18 protein-coding genes and 1 pseudogene are annotated in these 19,815 nt (G+C 39.9%); 14 read left to right on the forward strand and 5 right to left on the reverse strand.

The features are described 5' to 3' along the window. Positions 1-3: 3 nt before the first annotated feature. Together ACERC6_RS07910 and ACERC6_RS07915 are read right to left on the reverse strand one after the other, a co-directional pair. Positions 4-1,014, reverse strand: coding sequence for a M48 family metallopeptidase (locus ACERC6_RS07910; protein WP_373628477.1), 1,011 nt, complete (start codon positions 1,012-1,014; stop codon positions 4-6). 2 nt (positions 1,015-1,016) lie between these two features. Continuing rightward, positions 1,017-2,105: a YjgN family protein gene (locus ACERC6_RS07915; protein WP_284673741.1), complete on the reverse strand. Its 1,089-nt coding sequence runs from the start codon at positions 2,103-2,105 to the stop codon at positions 1,017-1,019. A gap of 318 nt (positions 2,106-2,423) precedes the next feature. Between ACERC6_RS07915 and rdgB the strand changes: the two genes are divergently transcribed. From rdgB to ACERC6_RS07965, 10 genes are all read left to right on the forward strand, one after another. Then, positions 2,424-3,035, forward strand: a complete 612-nt coding sequence (gene rdgB, locus ACERC6_RS07920; RefSeq protein WP_284673742.1) for an RdgB/HAM1 family non-canonical purine NTP pyrophosphatase — start codon at positions 2,424-2,426, stop codon at positions 3,033-3,035. A gap of 278 nt (positions 3,036-3,313) precedes the next feature. Continuing rightward, positions 3,314-4,648 carry a trigger factor gene (gene tig, locus ACERC6_RS07925; protein ID WP_373628478.1) on the forward strand — a complete coding sequence of 445 codons (1,335 nt, stop codon included), beginning with the start codon at positions 3,314-3,316 and terminating at the stop codon, positions 4,646-4,648. 131 nt (positions 4,649-4,779) lie between these two features. Beyond that, positions 4,780-5,436, forward strand: a complete 657-nt coding sequence (clpP, locus tag ACERC6_RS07930; RefSeq protein ID WP_284673744.1) for an ATP-dependent Clp endopeptidase proteolytic subunit ClpP — start codon at positions 4,780-4,782, stop codon at positions 5,434-5,436. Between the two features lie 9 nt (positions 5,437-5,445). Then, positions 5,446-6,702 carry an ATP-dependent protease ATP-binding subunit ClpX gene (gene clpX, locus ACERC6_RS07935; RefSeq protein ID WP_373628480.1) on the forward strand — a complete coding sequence of 419 codons (1,257 nt, stop codon included), beginning with the start codon at positions 5,446-5,448 and terminating at the stop codon, positions 6,700-6,702. A gap of 138 nt (positions 6,703-6,840) precedes the next feature. Next, the gene (locus tag ACERC6_RS07940) at positions 6,841-7,530 is read left to right on the forward strand and encodes a radical SAM protein (protein ID WP_373628481.1); all 690 of its coding nucleotides are present in this window, start codon (positions 6,841-6,843) and stop codon (positions 7,528-7,530) included. A gap of 52 nt (positions 7,531-7,582) precedes the next feature. Beyond that, positions 7,583-8,215, forward strand: a complete 633-nt coding sequence (locus tag ACERC6_RS07945) for a hypothetical protein (RefSeq protein WP_373628482.1) — start codon at positions 7,583-7,585, stop codon at positions 8,213-8,215. Continuing rightward, positions 8,205-8,822 (forward strand): hypothetical protein, encoded by a 618-nt coding sequence (locus tag ACERC6_RS07950; protein WP_373628483.1) that lies wholly within the window; start codon positions 8,205-8,207, stop codon positions 8,820-8,822. The genes ACERC6_RS07945 and ACERC6_RS07950 overlap by 11 nt, the downstream gene beginning before the upstream one ends. After that, entirely contained in the window at positions 8,819-9,601 is a 783-nt protein-coding gene (locus ACERC6_RS07955; protein ID WP_373628484.1) for a hypothetical protein, read from the forward strand. The genes ACERC6_RS07950 and ACERC6_RS07955 overlap by 4 nt, the downstream gene beginning before the upstream one ends. Then, positions 9,588-10,610 carry a hypothetical protein gene (locus tag ACERC6_RS07960; RefSeq protein ID WP_373628485.1) on the forward strand — a complete coding sequence of 341 codons (1,023 nt, stop codon included), beginning with the start codon at positions 9,588-9,590 and terminating at the stop codon, positions 10,608-10,610. Before ACERC6_RS07955 ends, ACERC6_RS07960 begins: the two co-directional genes overlap by 14 nt. After that, the gene (locus tag ACERC6_RS07965; RefSeq protein ID WP_373628486.1) at positions 10,607-11,836 is read left to right on the forward strand and encodes an MFS transporter; all 1,230 of its coding nucleotides are present in this window, start codon (positions 10,607-10,609) and stop codon (positions 11,834-11,836) included. Before ACERC6_RS07960 ends, ACERC6_RS07965 begins: the two co-directional genes overlap by 4 nt. 617 nt (positions 11,837-12,453) lie before the next feature. Here the strand turns inward: ACERC6_RS07965 and ACERC6_RS07970 are convergent. The 3 genes and pseudogenes from ACERC6_RS07970 to ACERC6_RS07980 form a co-directional block, all read right to left on the reverse strand. Beyond that, positions 12,454-12,933 (reverse strand): MbeB family mobilization protein, encoded by a 480-nt coding sequence (locus ACERC6_RS07970; protein ID WP_373628524.1) that lies wholly within the window; start codon positions 12,931-12,933, stop codon positions 12,454-12,456. A gap of 274 nt (positions 12,934-13,207) precedes the next feature. Beyond that, positions 13,208-13,582, reverse strand: a pseudogene (locus ACERC6_RS07975) (relaxase/mobilization nuclease domain-containing protein); the annotation flags it as partial. A 44-nt stretch (positions 13,583-13,626) separates the two neighbouring features. Then, complete coding sequence (locus tag ACERC6_RS07980) at positions 13,627-13,950, reverse strand: MobC family plasmid mobilization relaxosome protein (RefSeq protein WP_373628487.1); 324 nt, start codon at positions 13,948-13,950, stop codon at positions 13,627-13,629. A 214-nt stretch (positions 13,951-14,164) separates the two neighbouring features. Between ACERC6_RS07980 and ACERC6_RS07985 the strand changes: the two genes are divergently transcribed. The 4 genes from ACERC6_RS07985 to fadB all read left to right on the forward strand — a co-directional run bounded on the left by ACERC6_RS07985 (position 14,165) and on the right by fadB (position 19,784). Then, the gene (locus tag ACERC6_RS07985; protein WP_373628488.1) at positions 14,165-14,779 is read left to right on the forward strand and encodes an IS607 family transposase; all 615 of its coding nucleotides are present in this window, start codon (positions 14,165-14,167) and stop codon (positions 14,777-14,779) included. Then, complete coding sequence (locus ACERC6_RS07990) at positions 14,776-15,948, forward strand: RNA-guided endonuclease InsQ/TnpB family protein (RefSeq protein WP_373628489.1); 1,173 nt, start codon at positions 14,776-14,778, stop codon at positions 15,946-15,948. The genes ACERC6_RS07985 and ACERC6_RS07990 overlap by 4 nt, the downstream gene beginning before the upstream one ends. Positions 15,949-16,201: 253 nt before the next feature. Continuing rightward, the gene (locus ACERC6_RS07995) at positions 16,202-17,467 is read left to right on the forward strand and encodes an NRAMP family divalent metal transporter (protein ID WP_373628490.1); all 1,266 of its coding nucleotides are present in this window, start codon (positions 16,202-16,204) and stop codon (positions 17,465-17,467) included. A 160-nt stretch (positions 17,468-17,627) separates the two neighbouring features. Further along, positions 17,628-19,784, forward strand: coding sequence for a fatty acid oxidation complex subunit alpha FadB (gene fadB / locus ACERC6_RS08000; protein WP_373628491.1), 2,157 nt, complete (start codon positions 17,628-17,630; stop codon positions 19,782-19,784). Positions 19,785-19,815 lie beyond the last annotated feature (31 nt).

The raw sequence follows: 19,815 nt of genomic DNA on the forward strand, positions 1-19,815 counted from the left end.
GGTTTATTTGCTGTGTTGATTGACCTGCTCGATACGCTTGTTGGTGTCAGGGTGGGTGGAGATGATGGACCAATGCCCTTGTTCGCCGTGTTCTTTTTGCATTTTTTCAAAAAAACTGGCGAGATGTTTGGGAGAAATGCCCAAGCGTGTCAGCTCATTGATGGCGAACCTGTCTGCTTCTAGTTCTGCTTTTTGGGAGTAATGACTGCTCGTCAGTAGCGTAGGCAAGGCGAGCAAGATATCAGAGGTGTCGCCTGTGATGATGACGATGAGTACACCCAAACCCAAGCTACTGATGGCTTGTTCTAGACTGTGGCGGTGTACCAGATGCCCTTGTTCGTGGGCAAGCACGGCGAGAATCTCATTATTATCATCACTTAGCTTGATGAGTTCATCGGTGATGACGATGGTGTTGTTGGGAATGGCAAAGGCATTTGCACCAAGAGAGTCGCCATGGCGCACCAGTATTTTGGCTTTTGGGTTGCTATCTAGCTTGTCATATAGGCTGATGATTTCGTCTTGGCGTGCTTGGGGCAGGGTGCTTGGCAAGGTGAGCTCCATGACATAGTCTTCTGCCTGATCACCAAGCCTAACTAGCGTATCTGCAGGTAGGCTCTGGGCGAGATGGTGAGAGGCGGTAGGAATGCCGTAGCGAAATAGCCCAAAGACGAACAGGCACACCACGATGAGACTTGTTCCTATCCAACTCCAGCGAGTCTCCATCTTTTTGATGTTGCCAAACAGCTTTTTGTTGTCAAGTGTTAGCCAATCAGGAATGACCGCCAACTCAGCCCTTGTCCCATCATGAAACATCAGTACATGGGGCGAGTTGTCAATGGCGGGTAGGTATTCACAGTCTTTGATGAAGTAGCGTTGTTCATGTGAGCCATGCTTATTTTGCCATGTGATGACAAAGCCGTCCGCCTGCCCTTGATAAAAGATGGGGCTTAAGCGTGCTAAATGAGGCTTGCTGATTTTGCCATCAAAATAACGAATGTTAATCGCTTCTGCCATGATTACCACGAGACATCAAAATCAAATACATCACTAATCTCTTCGCCAATCGGTGAGACATGGTCTGCACTTGGCGTGGTGAGCATTTCAAAGTCATCATAAGCGACCAGTGAGAGCGTCTCTGTCTTATAGCGGTGCAAACGCACGCTCGCCCATGGATAAAGCAGACCCAGACTTATGATGATGGCGATGTAATTGGTTAGGTTGATTAGGGCAAATTTCATCACACTAAAATTCACCAACTCAAAGCGATTATCCCCCAAAGTCAGCTTGCCCCAGATGGCTTTATGTAGATAGCCTTGCACGAGCGGTATGATGAGTAGTATGCCCACATAGAACAGCCCAATCATTATCGCAAATATAGATGCCATCGTATCGTTATCCATATCAGAGATGATATCCATATAGCCACCAAAACCAATAATAGCAGAGATGACCATCATCAAGATGAATAGTACTATTGGCAATAGCATGGCTTTATAATAATCCAGTACGCTGGTGTTAAAGTTGAATTTGAGCTGTCCAAAATAGGTGTTATCAAATTGATAGTGTTTAAACAACCAAAGACTAAATGGCATGAGCAGACCAAAACTGACAAGGTTTAATAATACAATGGCGATACACATCATATATAAAGTGCCAAGCGTACCCCCAAAGCCAAAGCGAATGTTGTTGTACTGACTGTTTCTTGCCATAAAACGCATGGTAGAACGAATGAGCCATGGAAATAAAACAAACAAAACAAGAAAGCCGGCGATGGCAAGCTCTGGCGAAAAATTACTAAAAATATTGATTACTAAATAAACCACAATGGCAATCATTCGTCCAATTAAAATCCGTTTTGGGCTGGCGGTAAAGTCAAAAATCTCTCCGCCGATTTCAGTATTGCCATAAAAATACCGCAGACGACGCACTTTCGCCCACGGCGAATAGATACCTAAGGTAATGATGGTCAAAAACAAATTGACAATCCAAATCTTAAAATAAGCCGACCCACTGCCATAAAAGGTAAAGCGATGTGTGCTGGGTGTCGCTGATGATCTGGGTGTGATAGAGGTCTGTGCCGTCAGTAAGGTATTGTCGTCATGCATAATCTGTCCTATTGATGTGAAGTCTATTATTGCAAATGCTAAACTAACAACTGTTGGGCGGTATGTATTGTTGATTAACATATAAAAGATATTGTAGCAATGTTATTCCAAAAGATAAATGCTTATTTTGGGGTATGCGTGTGTAACTTTGACCTATTCAGCGGTCATTGGGTGAGCTTTTGTGCCAGTGTTATCAAGGTTTTTGTGCTACAATGGTGCATGATGTCAGTTATCATAAGTCATCGCAGGTCATCATCAGGTGAGACAGCTCAAAAATGAACAAGTTAACTATTTTTTTAGGTTTTGTGGAGTGAAGTCATGTTGGATAGTCAAAAAATCGTCTTAGCCAGTAATAATCAAGGCAAACTTGCTGAGTTTCAGGGGTTGTTTGATGAGACAAATTTGGGGCTGACCATCGTCCCACAAGGCGAGCTTGGCATTGATGACGCCATTGAAGATGGTCTGTCGTTCGTGGAGAATGCGTTGATTAAAGCACGCCATGCAAGCAGTAAGAGCGGACTGCCTGCCATCGCTGATGACAGTGGGCTGTGTGTGCCTATTTTGGGGAATTTTCCAGGGATTTATTCGGCACGATTTGCAGGCGAGCATGGCAATGACTTGGCGAATAATAACAAGCTACTTTGTGAGCTAGCACCTTTTTTTGAAAAGGGCGAGACGGTGGAGGCTTTTTTTGTTTGTGTGCTTGCCCTTGTTCGCCATCAAGATGACCCATTGCCAATCATCGCACAAGGTCTGTGGCGTGGGCAGATTTTGCCACAGCCACAAGGCGAGCATGGTTTTGGCTATGACCCGCTTTTTTGGCTACCAGAATTACAAAAAACTTCAGCACAGTTAGACAAAGCCAAGAAAAATAAAATCAGTCATCGAGGTCAGGCATTGCAATCACTGATATCAATGCTAAAAAGTTAAGCTAAAGCCAAACTGCTCGACCGATTGGTTATCAAGGGTTTGATGGGTGGTGGTTTGATGTCCACAAGCCACCTGCTACCACAGATACAGCATGATGTTTATCGCTCTTGGTGCGATGCAATCTTGATAAACTGGGGGCCTGTCTTTTGCTTGTTATTTTTATGGAAAAAAGCTATAATGGCTATCTTTTAAGAATTTTATGGCATCTGTTGCCTGTTTGGATTTGTATTTTTTTGTTTTAAGCTATTGATTTTTAATAATTTTTTAAGGTAATTACCATGAGCAATTTAGACATCACAGTCAATGTACTGTCGGACAAAGAGACTCAACTGACTGTAAAAGTCCCTGTCGCTACCATTCAAAGCCGTGTTGAAAGCCGTATCCGTTCTGTGGCAAAGACTGCCAAGATTGACGGTTTCCGCAAGGGCAAAGTGCCAGTTAGCCACATTCGTGCCCAGTATGGTGCAGGCATTCAACAAGAAGTCATCAACGATGTGATTCGTGATACGGTATTTGAAGCCATGAGTGAGCAAAAAGTGCGTGCTGTTGGCGTACCAAATATTGATGATGTGAAACTTGAAGATGATTTTTTGGTTTATCAAGCCACTGTTGAGACTTTCCCAGCGGTAGAAGTTCAAGGCATTAGCGAGATTGAAGTAGAACGCCAAACTGCCACCGTATCTGATGAAGATGTAGATACGATGATTGAAAACCTACAAAAGCAACGCCAAACTTACGAGACCAAAGACGGTGCGCTAGAAGATGGCGATGAAGCGACTTTTGATTTTGAAGGTACGATTGACGGCGAGAAGTTTGAAGGTGGTGCAGCTGAAGATTATCGCTTGGTCATCGGTTCAGGTCGCATGATTCCTGGTTTTGAAGATGGCATGAAAGGCATGAAAGCTGGCGAAGAAAAAACCATCAAGGTAACTTTCCCTGCAGACTACCAAGCTGAAAACCTACAAGGCAAAGAAGCAGATTTTAAAATCAGCGTTAAAGAAGTTAAAACACCAAAACTACCAGAGCTAAACGAAGAGTTCTTTGAGCTGTTTGGTGTTAAAGAAGGTGGTCTTGATAAGCTAAAAGCCGATGTTCGCAAGAACATGGAGCGTGAAATCAAGAATGCAGCTCGTAACCAAGTCAAGCAAGCTGCTTTTGACGCATTGCTTGAAAAGAATGAATTTGATGTGCCAAAAGCAATGCTAGAGCAAGAGATTAACCGTCAGCGTGAACAAATGCTACAACGCTTCGCTCAGCAGTTCGGTACTAATCCAAACAGCTTTGGTGCAGATATGCTACCAAATGAGTTGTTTGAAGACCAAGCACTTCGTGCGGTGCGTTTGGGCGTATTGGCTAGCCAAATCATTGAAAAACAAGGTCTTGAAGTTGACCAAGAGCGAGTTACTGCATTCATTGCAGAAGCAGCAGAGAACTATGAAGATCCGTCTGAAGTCATCGAATACTACACCAACGACAAGCAGCAGCGAGCCGGTATCGAGGCTGTGGTACTAGAAGATCAAGTGGTTGACTATCTGCTTTCACAAGCAAAAGTAACCGATAAAGAAGTGAAATACCAAGATTTATTGGCAGCTGCACAGCAAGCACAGCTATAATCTCTTTGGGCTTACAATAAATCCATAAAAATACCCCAAACAGTGTTTGGGGTATTTTTTAATTAGTGGTAGAATAGCAGAAATTTTTCGTTTTTAATTTAGTGAATGATTAGTAAATAATGGGAAAATCAATGAACCACATGAAACATAATCCGTATTATGATCAACTGATGGATACTTACCACGCACCACGCTCCGCCCTTGTACCCATGGTGATTGAGCAGTCAGGGCGTGGCGAGCGTTCGTTTGACATTTTCTCTCGCCTACTGCGTGAGCGAGTGATTTTCTTGACAGGTCAAGTAGAAGACCACATGGCGAATTTGATTGTCGCTCAGCTTTTGTTCCTAGAAGCAGAGAATCCTGAAAAAGACATTCATCTATATATCAACTCCCCTGGTGGTGTCGTAACAGCAGGCATGGCGATGTTTGATACCATGAATTTTATCAAGCCTGATGTATCGACCATCTGCATGGGGCAGGCGTGTAGCATGGGGTCGTTTTTATTGGCGGCAGGGGCGAAGGGTAAACGCTATGCCTTAGCGAACAGCCGTGTCATGATTCATCAGCCATCAGGTGGAGCACAAGGTCAAGCAACCGACATTGAGATTAGTGCGCGTGAAATCCTAAAAATCCGTGAACGCCTAAATCGCATACTTGCCGAGCGTACAGGTCAGCCACTTGAAAAGGTTGAGCGAGATGTAGAGCGAGATTATTGGCTAGATGCGTACGAAGCACAAGAATACGGCTTGGTTGATAGCGTCCTTGATAGACGCCCAGCACAGCTGTAAGGGGGCGTCATGACTGATACACTAAATACTTGCTCATTTTGTGGTAAGAAAAAAACCGAAGTCAAAAAACTAATTGCAGGCGATGGTGCTAGCATTTGTAATGAATGCGTAGCACAATGTGGGGATATGCTTGCAGGTGCCGGCATTGACGCTGAGCCGTTGAATGACTCATCAGCCAAAGATGCCGATGCGTGGGAAAATGCCAAGCTACCAACCCCAAAAGAGCTACGAGCTCATCTGGATGAATATGTCATCGGTCAAGACACGGCAAAAAAAGCCTTATCGGTAGCGGTCTATAACCACTACAAGCGACTAAAATCCGCCAAAAAAGATGAAGCGACAAGCAAAGAGAAAGTTGAGCTTGCCAAAAGTAACATTCTGCTAATCGGACCGACAGGGTCAGGCAAGACGCTACTGGCTCAGACTTTAGCACGCCTACTAGATGTGCCATTTGCCATGGCAGATGCCACAACCTTGACCGAGGCAGGCTATGTGGGCGAAGATGTGGAAAACATCGTCCAAAAGCTACTACAAGCCGCCGATTATGATATCGAGCGTACCCAAAAAGGCATTATTTATATTGATGAGATTGATAAAATCACCAAAAAAAGTGAAAATGTCTCCATCACTCGAGATGTTTCAGGTGAGGGTGTGCAACAAGCACTCTTAAAAATCATCGAAGGCACAGTAGCGAATATTCCGCCACAAGGTGGACGCAAGCACCCACGCCAAGAGATGATTCAGGTGGATACAAGCAATATTCTCATCATCGTTGGTGGGGCGTTTGCAGGGCTTGACCGTATCATTCAACAGCGTACTGAGACGACAGGCATGGGCTTTAATGCCACCGTCAAGGCAAAAAAAGAGGCGAAAATCAGCGAGCTGTTCCGTGAGGTTGAGCCTGAGGATTTGGTGAGATTTGGTATTATTCCAGAGTTCATCGGTCGTCTGCCTGTCATCGCTACGCTAGATGAGCTTGATGAAGAGGCGTTGGTTCAGATTTTGACCGAACCAAAAAATGCCCTAACCAAACAATATCAGTACCTGTTTGAGATGGAAGGGGCGAAGCTGAACTTTGATGAAGAAGCCCTAACCGCCATCGCCAAAAAAGCCATGAAGCGAAAAACAGGGGCGAGGGGTCTTCGTTCTATCATTGAAAATGCCCTGCTTGATACCATGTACGAATTACCAAGCATGGAGGGTGTCAATGGAGTATCGGTTACTCGTGAGGTCATTGACGAGGGTAAAGAGCCTGTGATTTCTTAAGCATAAGCCCTAGTTGGTGATTTTCAACTGGGGTATTGTGAGGCACAAAATTTAAAACTAGATTTTTCTATATTTGATTTTGTATTAGATAAGAGTAATAGTGTTGAAAATATAATAAGGTCAAATAGCTGTCATTTTGTGATTTTTGTTAGAGAGACAGGGAGTGCTCCTCATTACGCTATAAGAATATGCAAGAAGTTGATTGATAACGAAAAGAGAGTAACATTATATGGTCAAGTTGAAAGACTAAAGAAGATAGATATTCTTCGACATGAGAAAGTAAAATTTATCGAGCAGAATGAAAAGGCTTTAATAAATTATATTTTCCCTGATTTTAAAGTTGATGATAATATAACATTTAATTCTGGATTTTCTGTAAAGCCCTATTTTGATCAATGTAATATTATCGAAAGTAGGATGCCTTTATTTAAGGTTGCATTGGAGGGTACTAGAGGTTGTGAGTTTAAGTGTAAATTTTGTTATATAAACTGCAACAATCAGGAGATTGTACAGAAATGGGATGTTAGGTCAATAAGATCTATATTGCAAGATATTTCCATATATTATAATCTTGGTTTTAGATTATTTGTATTTATGGATTCTGAGTTTATTGGAAGGTCTAGAGCCAGGGATAATGAGATAAAGGAATTGTCTGAAAATATTAAGGAAATGTTTCCAGATATTCGTTTTATGATCTATGCTAGGGCGGATACGATATCAAAATGCACTGCATTAGAAAATTTAAAAGATGCTGGGCTTATCAATATATTCATAGGTGTTGAGTCATTTTTCCAAAATAATCTTACTAATCTCAAAAAAAGGGATTAGAAGTGAGAATTTAATATCCTGTCTCAAAAGCTTACTAAATATGAATATCTATATGACATTAAGTTTTATTACATTTAATAGGTACACTACAACCAAATCACTGAGATTTAATATAGAAACTTTAAAAGAATTACATAAACTACCAAATAGCAAATATTTAGGAATGCCAAATTTTATATTTAATATGGAGTCTTCTTGGAATGATGAAGGTAAGAATGTTTTAAGCAATAAAACTTATATTAAGTGGCTTCTTTATTATAAATCACAACCAGGAAAGTTCAATGCTATATTTGATACCAAGTTAGAACCACTAATGGAAATTTATCGAGTGCTGCATTATGAAGTAACCAAGAAAATTGCTGAGTTAAACTATGAGAGTGCTATCTCTGACAGAAATAACTTTTCGATATGGTTTGAAAAACTGAGTTTATTTTCATTAAATGTTATGGATATATTTTTATATAAATTTGAAAATGGTAAATTAACAATTGATAATTTACCTGAAAATATTCAAAATCTATACGACATGGTTTACTTTTATAATAAAAAAACATTGCCTTCTAAATTCATAAATTTGTTGACATACGATGAAACCATAAGGTCTTATTCGTCGAATAGTATCAAATATCTGAGTCACGGTTGGGATAATAATATCCCAACCATAGGAGATAATTATGAGCTTTAATATTGCAGTGTTTGGTGGAAGTAAGGGATTGGGAGAAAAACTGTCAGAGTATTTTATCTCCCAAAATTTTACAGTTTATAATTTCTCTAGGACGACGAGTAATTTGGACGGGGTTATAAATTGCAATTGCGATGTTCGATTTCAAGACAATATAGATGCTGCACTTGACAGTCTTGATAAGAAATTCAATATGATTATCTACTGCCCTTCATTATGGAGAGATCAAGAGAGCTTAAATACTCAAGAATTGATTAATTTTATCGAAACAGGGCCGTTGGGCTTTAAAAGAGTGTGTGACACGCTTATTTTAAATAACCTTATAGTCCCCAATGCCAATATTATTAATATTGGTTCGATCGCCTCCGAGAGCATACTGAAATCAAAGCATTTTTCATATGCAATTAGCAAGAAGCTTCAAGAAATTTTAGCCAATCGTATTCAAATTGATCATTCTTTAGACTTGAAAATAACAAACATTCAGCTTGGAACAATCGGTATGCATTCTGTTGAAATCCAGGATGTTTTTAATATTATCAGTTTATTAATCAATTTAAGTAAGTTTGCCATTGTACCAAATGTAACTTTGCAATCTACGAGAGAGCTATGAAGGAAATTTACAAACTTTATTCAGAAAATCCAGACATATATGATATTTTTTCAAATGATAGAGATTTTTTTCAGCAAGCTGCAGACATACTATCGCTTTTGAAATGTCATACTTTAACAATTAAACCTAATGTTATAGAGCTTTTTGCTGGGCCTGCAAGACATTCGCTTGAGTTTGTAAAGTTAGGTTGTGATGTACTTTCGATAGATTCTGCATTATCCATGATGCAATACTCAATAAAACAAGGATTTCAGTCGCCAATTAAGTATATTGTCAGTCATATTCCAAATATTAATCTTACAGTACCCAAAACCAATCTATTTACTTTGTTAAGATACTCCGTTGGCTATATGGATAAATTACAATTATCCAATTTAATCAAGTGGTGTGATTTAAACTCTCATGCAAACGGCTTGCTGATTATCGAGCTGCATATTCCAAGTAAAATACTTTCATTGGCTAATAATGATATGCGTATAAGAGAGAGGGAAGTATCATCTAAATATGGAGTGGTTAAGTGCATTTGGCCAAAAGACATAAAATTTAATAGTATAGGGTCATTATCCTTAGATATGAATGTGGAAATATCAATCAACAATCTTGCTGAAACTTACCTATCTACTGAATACATTCACACATTTGATGATATTAAATTTATTTCACAGTCGCTTTTTGATCTAGATTGTGTTATTTATAATAAAAATTTTGATAGCTTTGGCAATGATTCTTTAATTGTGGGCGTACTTCTAAATAAGGATGGTAAAAATGATAGATTATAGCAAACCTCTCAATCCAAAAGATATTTTAGTTGTGTTTTTTGATGAATTAAAAGGCGATATTGCAGCTCGTAATGCACAATCGGTGTGTAAAAAATATCAAATAAATTTTGTAGCTGCAAAATCTTTAAAAGAGATTGATGTCATATGTCGTAGTAGTAATTTTAAAATCAATCACTTTATAGTTAGATTAAAATCCAGCTTTAATAAATATATTATAGAACAACTAAGAAGCATAACTAATGAAAATTACATTTCTGGATCAATAGCATTTTCCTATAAGGATAAAAATCAATCCTTGTTGCATGAGGATGAGATCAGTATTGAAAAAGAAAATCCAGGAAGTTTGCGTTGTTTAAATATTATGAGACCTGATGAAGTGAATCAAGATGGGTTCATAGTGTCTGACATCAAAATAATGGATAATATTATATGTGACACCATCAGGCTAAAATATAACGCTGTATGCCTGAATAATAATAGTCTTTTAAATACTATTCCTGATGATGTAAAAGAATTTTTTATAAATGCATCAAAATACTATGATCGATATCGTATGTATCATAGATCAAGTACAGATGGGTATTTTGCTATAAGAAAAACAGAAGGGATATACATAACCGCAACAAAGACACCGAAAGATAGGAGTCTGGACTTAAACAGAATATCTCTAATTAAGAGCTATAACAGAAACTTAAACACAATAGAGTATAATGGTGCCTATTTACCCTCTTCGGATTCGGTAGAAGCGTATGTTGTCTTTGAAAAAAACCCAAATATTCAGCAAATAATACATACTCATGATAGTAAAAATTTTACTAGAAATTCTGGTAGAGCTAATATACCCTTCGTTCCGCCAACATACTATGGAGAACCAGAATTAGGGGATTTTGTTTCAAAAGTCTACCAAGAAACTAGGTCACCAATAATTATATTGCAAGAACATGGTGAAATGTTTTTGGGTAATGAAAAGGTTACTTCTTTTGAGGTGATTGATGGCATTTTAAAATGATTATACATAAAGCTAGAAATTCTTATTTAACCCTTAATTCCCTATATTGGCTTATTTCTTCTTTAACTTTTCCTGTTCTAACCATTCATTTGCTTGGTTTGGGCATAAACTATATTGATTTAGGTCTAATTGTATCTTTTTCCACCTTGGCGTATCTTGCCTTAGATATCCCAGTGGGATTTGTAGGAGATGTTTTTAAAAAAAAATATGTATTCATTATAGGTATGGTTTTCCATGCATCCGGCTATTTTTTATGGGCTATAGCTAAAGACTTACAAACGATCGTTTCTGGCTATATATTATGGAATATAGGGAGATCTTTTTTCTCTGGAATTTTAGAGTCATGGTATGTAAATTCGATAGAAAATGATAACGAGAGGGCAAGTATTATAAATAAAACTTTTAATATAGCCTCCATGATATCATCATTTTCTATTGGGGTTGGAGTTTTGGTTACTAGCCAACTTCTGCTATTTCAAAACAACGACATCTTATTATTTGAGGCAAATTCAATTCTAAAAATTACCTCTGTATTATTTTTATTCTTATCCATTTTAGCTTATTTCTTAATGAGCGATAATAAAAAATATACCGCCAAACCTCTAATTATAGGTCTGTATAGCAAAAAAGAAATAATTACTTCTCTTAAATCACTTAAATTTATTAGATTTTTACCTTTATCATTTTCTTATGGGTTTGCATTTGGATTTTTTGAGATATTTTGGATGCCTATAGGAAAAAGCTTTGGCATCGAAGATTTTAAAATTTCACTTGCTTATTCATCAGCATATTTCCTTTCAACTCTTTCACTAATTATTCTATTGAAAAAAAATTTCGTTCCCAAGAAATATAATTTCTGGATATGTTATTTAAGATTTGCTTTTTCTGCATCCTTTATAATTATGTCTCACTCTTATTCCTTTCCTGTATTTCTTATCTCAATTATTGCAATATATGTTATCAGCTTCATAGAATATCCCATCATACAAACGGCAATGCATCAATCAATACCTGACAAGTATAGAAATGTTATGCTATCCATAGAGTCGGTAGTAAAACAAGCATCTGGATTAGTTAGTGGGGGTATTGGTGGTTGGTTATATCAACATTACGGAGCGAAAACATCTCTAATTTCGATATTCGTTATTGGTCTTTTATCCATTATAATTTATAGTATTATTACAAATATTATGCAGAAATCAGCTTGTAATGGTTTCAAAAAATAATAACTTAATGCAAATTTAACTCTGTTTAGCTCTTTGGGTAGCTGTTTCATGACTGGCAGGGTGGGAATTTTGATATTTTTAGGCAAAACCTGCAAAGCAAACAAAGTTTTTACTTACTGCTTACCAAATTCAATTTTGATTTGTCTGTTACAGCTCAAGTCGAAACCCCCTGTTCCTGTCTAGTTCTTCTTGCTGTTCAAAAGTAGCTCGGTTAATTGCTTGTTCTGTTTGGATAATGTGTTGTTCTCGCTGTTTAATCTCGTTATCAAATCCATAAATTGTGCTTCTTGATTGGCTGCATTGTTCGTTATGTACTGTAATTTGGCGGTTAAGCTTTCTAAGCACTCCTTGTAAGCCTGGTTTTCGCTCGTTAATTGCTCGATCATTTTCTTTTGTGATTTTGTAATACTCGCAAACTCGCTTAACTGCCGTTCTAGTTCGTTCAACAATGCGTTGTAGTCGTTCAAAAAGCTGTTGTGCATTGGTTAAAAATTCCTGTCTTTTGGGGTAAATCGCATTTAATGGGTCTAGGAGCGTCATAGAGCGATTTTGTGGGGTTGGCGGTAGGGTAACATCATTTTGCTCTTTGGTGGGGCTTGTAGGCTCTCCTATGGCGTTTATTTGGGTATTTTTATCGTCTTTCCGCCGTTTTTGTTGGCGAATACTTCCGCTTTCTTGTTCTTGGTCGCTAGGTAGTAATACTTCTCGTCCTGCTGTATGTTGAATTGGTTCAACACTTTGGGCGGTAGGGGCATTTGCTCTATGGTCGCCAAAATTTCGGCTTGTTCGGCTCGGCTGTCTTTCATACTGCTGTAAAAATACATTGCCATTCCTCCCAATACTAGGATTGTCGCCAATAACACCCCTATGGTTATCATTAGCCAATTCTTGAACGCTAGGGCGGTGTTCAATTTCGCTTGTAGGCTCGCTTGGTAGTCGGCTATACAGTTCGCTATTGAATGCTCGCTTTCTCTCAATCTCTGCTGTAAGGATTTTTCCAGTCTCGCTAATTCGTTTTGTACGATTTGCTCGGTATTCTCGGCCCGCTCGCTCGTTTTCTGCGAAATAGTCTTGGCTAAATCTGAAATTGTCTGCATAAATTTCCCCTTTTAGGCGGATATTTCGCCCATTTTCGTTGGTTGGGTCTTTGATACTGATTGAATCAGGGGTAATTCTCGCTACAGATAGCCCTAAATCGCTCTGTATTGCATTTAAAACGCTTTGGCGGTCTGTTACCCTACCTTGCCCCATTTCGTTCATCAGATAGCCTGTAATCGCTTCCTGTAACGCTTTTTTGTCTTTGGGTAGGTTGTATTTGGGTGTAAGTGGTTGGCGGTTGGCTGGGTCATTAGGGTCTGTTAGGTTGTATTTGGCGTTGGTGTGGTCTTTGAATGCGTTTACTCGCTTTCTGTCCACGCTGTCAAAATAAGGGTTTAACGCCTTACCTGTGGTTAATTCAACCTTTGGAATGACAAAATTCAGTTCTAACCGCCCTTTGTCTTTGTGTTCTACCCAACAAATATTATATTGGTCTTGCTCTAATCCACACAAAAGGGCTTTTTCAAAGTCCGCCATAATCTCACGCTTTTGGCACTCGTCAAGGTCGCTTTCCTCGAACGATAATACCCCAACGGTGTATCTGTGCTTAAAGTCTAGGCTGTCAGCTAACTGCTGTGTTAATTTTGGGTTGCCCTGTAATACTTTGGCGTGTTCTCGGTCATAATTTTTACCAAGTAAATAATTCATTGTAGCCAAGCACGAACCAGTACCACGCTTGAAGAACTTAACAATCACTGGTTATGCTCCAAAAGTTCGTCCAGTTGCTCACGGATTACGGCTAATTCTCCTAGTAGCCGTAAACGGTCTATTTTGCCCCCTAGTGTGTCTGTATTGGCGTGTTTTGCGATTTGATTAAGATTGCCCCCAATCTTGGCAAGTTGTCGCAAAAGTTCAGGGTCTGCCGTTTTAACTTGTTTTGACTGTGGTATCTCTTGTCCCAAACAGGTATTTCTAATCCAAACTGCCAATTCCCCTTTTTTGCGGTCAAGTAGGGCTTGATGTTCTTGCTCGGTCAATCTGATTTTGATTTCTTTGGTGCGTTTTGGCGATTTCATTGTCAAAAATTTCCAATGTTGCAAATGTAATTACAATATGCGTGCAAATGCTTACTTTGATAAATTTCATTACAATGTATTTTCAATGTCATTACATTTTTCTTTTGTCTTTCCAATGGGGGGTGGTTTGGGGGCTTGCCCCCAATTGGCAAAGCCAAAGAGGGGCTTTGAACTATTCCTTGAAATCTAACTAAATCTATCTTATAATATCCAAATGAATAGATTAATTAGTATCAACGAAGCTTCCAAACAACTTGGCGTGTCCATCTCAACATTACGCAGATGGGACGAAAGTGGTGTGCTTGTTGCCGAAAGAACACCTAAAGGACACAGACGGTACGATATTAGTAAAATCAACCCAAACCTACTGCATGGCATAGGCAACAAAGACCGAAAAACCATTGCCTATGCACGAGTATCAAGCCACGACCAAAAGGACGATTTAGAGCGTCAAATCCAAGTTTTAGAACTCTACTGTGCCAAACAAGGCTGGACTTATGAGGTCATCAATGATTTAGGTTCTGGCATGAACTACCATAAAAAAGGACTTAAACAACTGCTTGACGGTATATTAAACAATGAAATCGGCAGATTGGTTTTAACCCATAAAGACCGCCTATTACGCTTTGGTGCAGAACTTGTCTTTGCTATCTGTGAAGCAAGAAATGTTGAAGTTATCATCATCAATCAAGGCGAAAACCTATCCTTTGAAGAAGAGCTTGCTCAAGATGTGCTAGAAATCATTACGGTATTTTCAGCAAGACTATATGGCTCACGAAGTAAAAAGAATAAAAAACTGCTTGAAGCCGTTAAGGTAGCATTGGAATGACGATTATTCGTGGACACATCGTCCGACTTGACCCAACCAATAAACAAGCCACACATTTTAGCAAGGCGTGCGGTGTCGCACGTCTAGCCTATAATTGGGCGTTGGCAGAATGGAAAAAGCAATATGAACAAGACAAAAACTACCGTGATGACTGTCAAGCAAAAGGCATAACCATTGACGAAAACCGACTTAACAAACCATCACAAGGTAAACTAAGAAAACAACTTAACGCCATAAAACATGAAAAATACCCATTCATGCTAGAAGTAACCAAGTGCAGTCCACAACTTGCTATTATGCAACTAGGCGATGCCTTTAAACGCTTTTTTAAAGGCGAAAGCAAATATCCCCAATTTCGCAAAAAAGGCGTAAATGACCGTTTTAGCCTATCCAACGACCAATTTAAACTCAAAACCATCAATAACAAACCATACATTCAAATCCCAAATTTAGGTTTGGTAAGAATGCGTGAAAACTTACGCCATCAAGGGAAAATTTTATCCGCCAAAGTCTTTAAACAAGGCGAAAAATGGTTTGTCTCAGTTGCCGTTGAACTTGGTGAAATGAACAAACCATTAAACAAAACAGGCAAACAAGTTGGCATAGACTTAGGCATAAGTGATTTAGCCGTATTATCAGACGGCACAAAAGCACAAGCTCCCAAGCCATTAAAAACCAAACTCAAACAATTAAAACGACTAAGCAAACAGCTCAGCCGAAAACAAAAAGGCTCTAAAAATCGTGAAAAAGCGAAAACCAAGCTATCACGATTGCATTACAAAATCAGTTGTATCAGAAAAGACTTTACTCATAAGCTCACAACACAACTTGTCAAAAGTTATGACGTGATTTGCATTGAAAACCTTAACGTTAAAGGTATGGTTAAAAACCGTCACTTAAGCCGAGCCATTAGCGATTTAGGGTTTTATGAGTTTAAGCGACAGCTGATTTATAAAGCCAACCAATGGGGTAAGACCATCAAAGAATTGGACAGGTTTTATCCAAGCTCTAAAACTTGTTCAAATTGCGGTTTTATTATGACAAAAGAAAACTTGACACTTGCGGTTAGACATTGGATTTGTCCTAGTTGCCATACCAATCATGACCGTGATATTAATGCAAGTATCAATATTTTAAATCAGGCAGATAAGGTTTTAACTTTATCTTAATATTAATCGTTGGTGGGTAAGTTCTATCCCCAACTAAAAACGCCTATGGAGTTGATGTCAGTCCAAGTTCAAACGAATAAGGCAAACAACATTGAAGTAGGAATTAAACGCTAAATTTGCCTTTGGGTGGGTTTAGGTGGGTTTTAAGGAACGGTTTATTTATGGTTGTATTTTTTGCAGTGATAAATATTGCCAAGCCTTTTTTATTATTGCAACTGACCTATGCCACCTAGCTTTGTATAGCCAATTTGGGATGAATATTAGCCTGATTGTTAGGAGTAATGCAGTGATTACAATGAATTGGAAAGCCTTTGGGCCTGGTATTTTGATGGCATCGGCTGCCATTGGGGCTTCGCATTTAATTTCATCAACTCAAGCAGGGGCTTTGTACGGTTGGCAACTTGCCATCTTTATCGTGCTTGCCAACTTATTTAAATATCCCTTTTTTCGTTTTGGGGTTGATTATACTTATGAGTCTGGCAAATCTTTGGTAGAGGGCTATGCCCAAAAAAGCCGTGCTTATCTTTATCTATTTTTTGTGATGGCATTCATCTCAGGGATTGTCAGTACAGGGGCGGTGGCGATGCTCTGTGCGGTTATTTTGGGGGAGTTGTTGCCAGAGAGTTGGTCGCTGTCTATCCCTATGCTGTCGGTCATTTCGGTATTGGCAAGTTGGTTGTTTTTGGTGGCAGGTCGCTATAAATTGCTAGATGGTGCTACCAAATGGATTGTCATCTTATTGACCATCACCACCATTTTGGCTGTTGCCATCGCCATGGGAAAACCATCAGTGGTTGCCCCTGATTTTGTGCCTGCCAGTCCTTTTAATTTGGCGGCATTGGGGTTTATTGTGGCACTCATGGGTTGGATGCCAGCTCCTATTGAGATTTCTGCCATTACTTCCTTATGGACCATACAAAAACGCCGTGAGAATCCTAAGCTGACCCATGAGCAAGGATTGCTTGATTTTAATGTGGGTTTTTTGGCATCGGCGATACTTGCCATCGTGTTTTTGGCACTTGGGGCGTTGGTGCAGTATGGTTCAGGTCAAGAGATTCAGTTGGTGGGTGGTAAATATGTTGGGCAACTGATTGGTATGTACACCCAAACCATCGGCGAGTGGTCTGGGCTACTTGTGGCGTCCATTGCGTTTTTATGTATGTTTGGCTCGACCATCACGGTGATTGATGGCTACGCTCGTCTTAATGCTGAGTCGGTGCGATTGATTCGCAAGAAGCATCATTTTGGTAAACACACCTTGCGTGCATGGCTGAGCTTTTTTAGTGTGGCAGGCTTGGTGCTGATTTTATATTTTGGGTCGGCATTGACCAGTATGCTAAAATTTGCCATGATTATGGCGTTCGTTTCTGCTCCTGTATTTGCATGGCTAAACTTTGCATTGGCTCGTGAACAAGAGCATCTCCCTAGATGGCTAAGGGTGCTGTCTTGGGCAGGGTTGGTGTTTTTGACGGGCTTTGCATTGTTGTTTTTATCACACTTTTTTGGCATATTAAGCTAAATCGCTTAAAAGCCCTGACGCTTAGATGGTGGCAGGGCTTTTTTCATGACTTGTCAGTCAATTTTTTAAAAAATCCTACCGCAAATGACAAAAAGTTTGTTATATTAAATAACTTTCTAGTAAAACCCATCAGTAAATTCATCAACAAAGGACCATGATAATGACTGAAATTTTTAAAGGCAATAGCCTAACATTGACTTTAGTAAATGGTATCGCCAACTTGTGTTTTGATAATCAATCACAAAGCGTCAATAAATTTGACGCCAAGACCAATGCTGAATTTACCCAAGTGGTTGAACTGCTTGAGGGGCGAGATGACATACAAGGTCTTGTTGTAACATCTGGCAAAAAAGTATTCATTGCAGGGGCGGACATCACCGAGTTCGTTGGTCATTTTCAGCGTTCAGCAGGCGAGATTGAATCATGGCTACTTGATATCAACCGCACCTTTAACCGTTTTGAGGATTTGCCGTTTCCAAAAGTCTGTGCTATCAATGGTGCGGCGTTAGGCGGTGGTTGTGAGATGACTTTGGTGTGCGAGTATCGTGTCATTGGTGCATCAGGTCAGGTGGGTTTTCCTGAGACCAAGTTGGGTATTTTTCCAGGATTTGGCGGTTCGGTACGAGCCCCCCGTATCATTGGGGTGGATAATGCCCTAGAGCTGATTGCCAAAGGCAATGCCCTAAAGCCTGCCGATGCCATCAAAGCGGGCTTGGTTGATGCGGTGGTGTCAGATGAGTATCTTGAACAATCGGCACAAGATTTGGTCAAAAAGTGTATTCAAGGTGAGCTTGATTGGCAGGCAAAACGAGCGGAGAAGCTGGAGCCTGTTAAGCTAAATGCGACCGAACAAATCATGGCGTTTAATTCTGCCAAAGGGGCGATTTTTGCCAAAGCCAACCCTAAGCATTATCCTGCCATTGCTCTTGCCTTAGAAGCGGTAGAAAAGCACGCCAATCTTAACCGTGATGAAGCGATTAAGGTGGAGGCAGCTAATTTTGTCAAAGCTGCCAAGACACCACAAGCACAGGCACTTGTGGGGGTGTTCTTAAATGATCAGCTTGTCAAAAAGCGTGCCAAAGAGCAATCTAAAGATGCCCATGATATCAATGAGATGGCAGTGCTTGGTGCAGGCATTATGGGTGGTGGTATTGCTTATCAAGCGGCGGTTAAAGGGCTACCCATCATCATGAAAGACATCAAGAGTGAACAGCTTGATTTGGGCATGAATGAGGCGAGCAAACTGCTTTCTAAAGAAGTTGAGCGAGGTAAAATCAATGCCACTAAGATGGGTGCGACACTATCAAAAATCCGCCCAACGCTCAATTATGGCGACTTTGCTACCCCTGATATCATCATTGAGGCGGTGGTTGAAAATGAGAAAGTAAAAAAATCAGTGCTTGCCGAGACCGAAAGCCTGATTAAAGATGAGGCGATTTTGGCATCTAATACTTCCACCATCAGCATTACTGAGCTTGCCACTGCACTAAAACGCCCAGAGAATTTTGTGGGTATGCACTTTTTTAATCCTGTGCATCGTATGCCACTTGTTGAGGTGATTCGTGGCGAAAAGACAAGCGATGAAGCGATTGCCACTACTGTTGCTCTTGCCCAAAAAATGGGCAAAACGCCGATTGTGGTTAATGACTGCCCAGGATTTTTGGTGAATCGTGTGTTATTCCCTTATTTTGGGGCGTTTGATTTGCTCATCAAGCACGGTGCAGACTTTGTGAAGATTGATAAAGTCATGGAAAAATTTGGCTGGCCTATGGGTCCTGCCTACCTGCTTGATGTGGTGGGAATTGATACAGGGGTACACGCCAGTGAAGTGATGGCGAACGGTTTTCCTGACCGCATGAAACCAGAGTATCAAACTGCTACGAGCGTGATGTTTGCCAACAATCGTTTGGGTCAAAAAAATGGCTTTGGTTTTTATCGGTATGAGCTTGATAAAAAAGGCAAGCAAAAAAAATCAGCTGATGCGACTGTTTATGAGTTGCTACAACCTGTGCAAGATACAAATGGCGTGTCATTTGATGACCAAGAGATTATTGACCGCTTGATGGTGGCGTTTTGTAATGAGACGGTGCGTTGCCTAGAGGAGGGCATTGTCGCCAGTGCTGGTGAGGCAGACATGGCGATGTTGATGGGGTTGGGATTTCCACCGTTTCGTGGTGGACCGTGCCGTTATATCGACCAAGTTGGTGTAAGCGAGTTTGTCGCTCTTTGTGATAAATATGCACATCTTGGTCGTGCGTATGAAGCCCCAGAGTTGCTTAAGCAAATGGCAAAAGACAAAAAAACATTTTACGCTTAATGATGAATCAAGAAGAATTTAAGGAAAAATT

It is taken from the genome of Moraxella sp. E33BD, from assembly GCF_041807865.1.
Taxonomy (GTDB): domain Bacteria; phylum Pseudomonadota; class Gammaproteobacteria; order Pseudomonadales; family Moraxellaceae; genus Moraxella; species Moraxella haemolytica.

Coding starts and splice junctions, on each gene's coding strand:
- ACERC6_RS07910 (WP_373628477.1), bottom strand. CDS start 1,014: ATGGCAGAAGCGATTAACATTCGTTATTTTGATGGCAAAATCAGCAAG.
- ACERC6_RS07915 (WP_284673741.1), bottom strand. CDS start 2,105: ATGCATGACGACAATACCTTACTGACGGCACAGACCTCTATCACACCC.
- rdgB (WP_284673742.1), top strand. CDS start 2,424: ATGTTGGATAGTCAAAAAATCGTCTTAGCCAGTAATAATCAAGGCAAA.
- tig (WP_373628478.1), top strand. CDS start 3,314: ATGAGCAATTTAGACATCACAGTCAATGTACTGTCGGACAAAGAGACT.
- clpP (WP_284673744.1), top strand. CDS start 4,780: ATGAACCACATGAAACATAATCCGTATTATGATCAACTGATGGATACT.
- clpX (WP_373628480.1), top strand. CDS start 5,446: ATGACTGATACACTAAATACTTGCTCATTTTGTGGTAAGAAAAAAACC.
- ACERC6_RS07945 (WP_373628482.1), top strand. CDS start 7,583: ATGACATTAAGTTTTATTACATTTAATAGGTACACTACAACCAAATCA.
- ACERC6_RS07950 (WP_373628483.1), top strand. CDS start 8,205: ATGAGCTTTAATATTGCAGTGTTTGGTGGAAGTAAGGGATTGGGAGAA.
- ACERC6_RS07955 (WP_373628484.1), top strand. CDS start 8,819: ATGAAGGAAATTTACAAACTTTATTCAGAAAATCCAGACATATATGAT.
- ACERC6_RS07960 (WP_373628485.1), top strand. CDS start 9,588: ATGATAGATTATAGCAAACCTCTCAATCCAAAAGATATTTTAGTTGTG.
- ACERC6_RS07965 (WP_373628486.1), top strand. CDS start 10,607: ATGATTATACATAAAGCTAGAAATTCTTATTTAACCCTTAATTCCCTA.
- ACERC6_RS07970 (WP_373628524.1), bottom strand. CDS start 12,933: ATGCAGACAATTTCAGATTTAGCCAAGACTATTTCGCAGAAAACGAGC.
- ACERC6_RS07980 (WP_373628487.1), bottom strand. CDS start 13,950: ATGAAATCGCCAAAACGCACCAAAGAAATCAAAATCAGATTGACCGAG.
- ACERC6_RS07985 (WP_373628488.1), top strand. CDS start 14,165: ATGAATAGATTAATTAGTATCAACGAAGCTTCCAAACAACTTGGCGTG.
- ACERC6_RS07990 (WP_373628489.1), top strand. CDS start 14,776: ATGACGATTATTCGTGGACACATCGTCCGACTTGACCCAACCAATAAA.
- ACERC6_RS07995 (WP_373628490.1), top strand. CDS start 16,202: ATGAATATTAGCCTGATTGTTAGGAGTAATGCAGTGATTACAATGAAT.
- fadB (WP_373628491.1), top strand. CDS start 17,628: ATGACTGAAATTTTTAAAGGCAATAGCCTAACATTGACTTTAGTAAAT.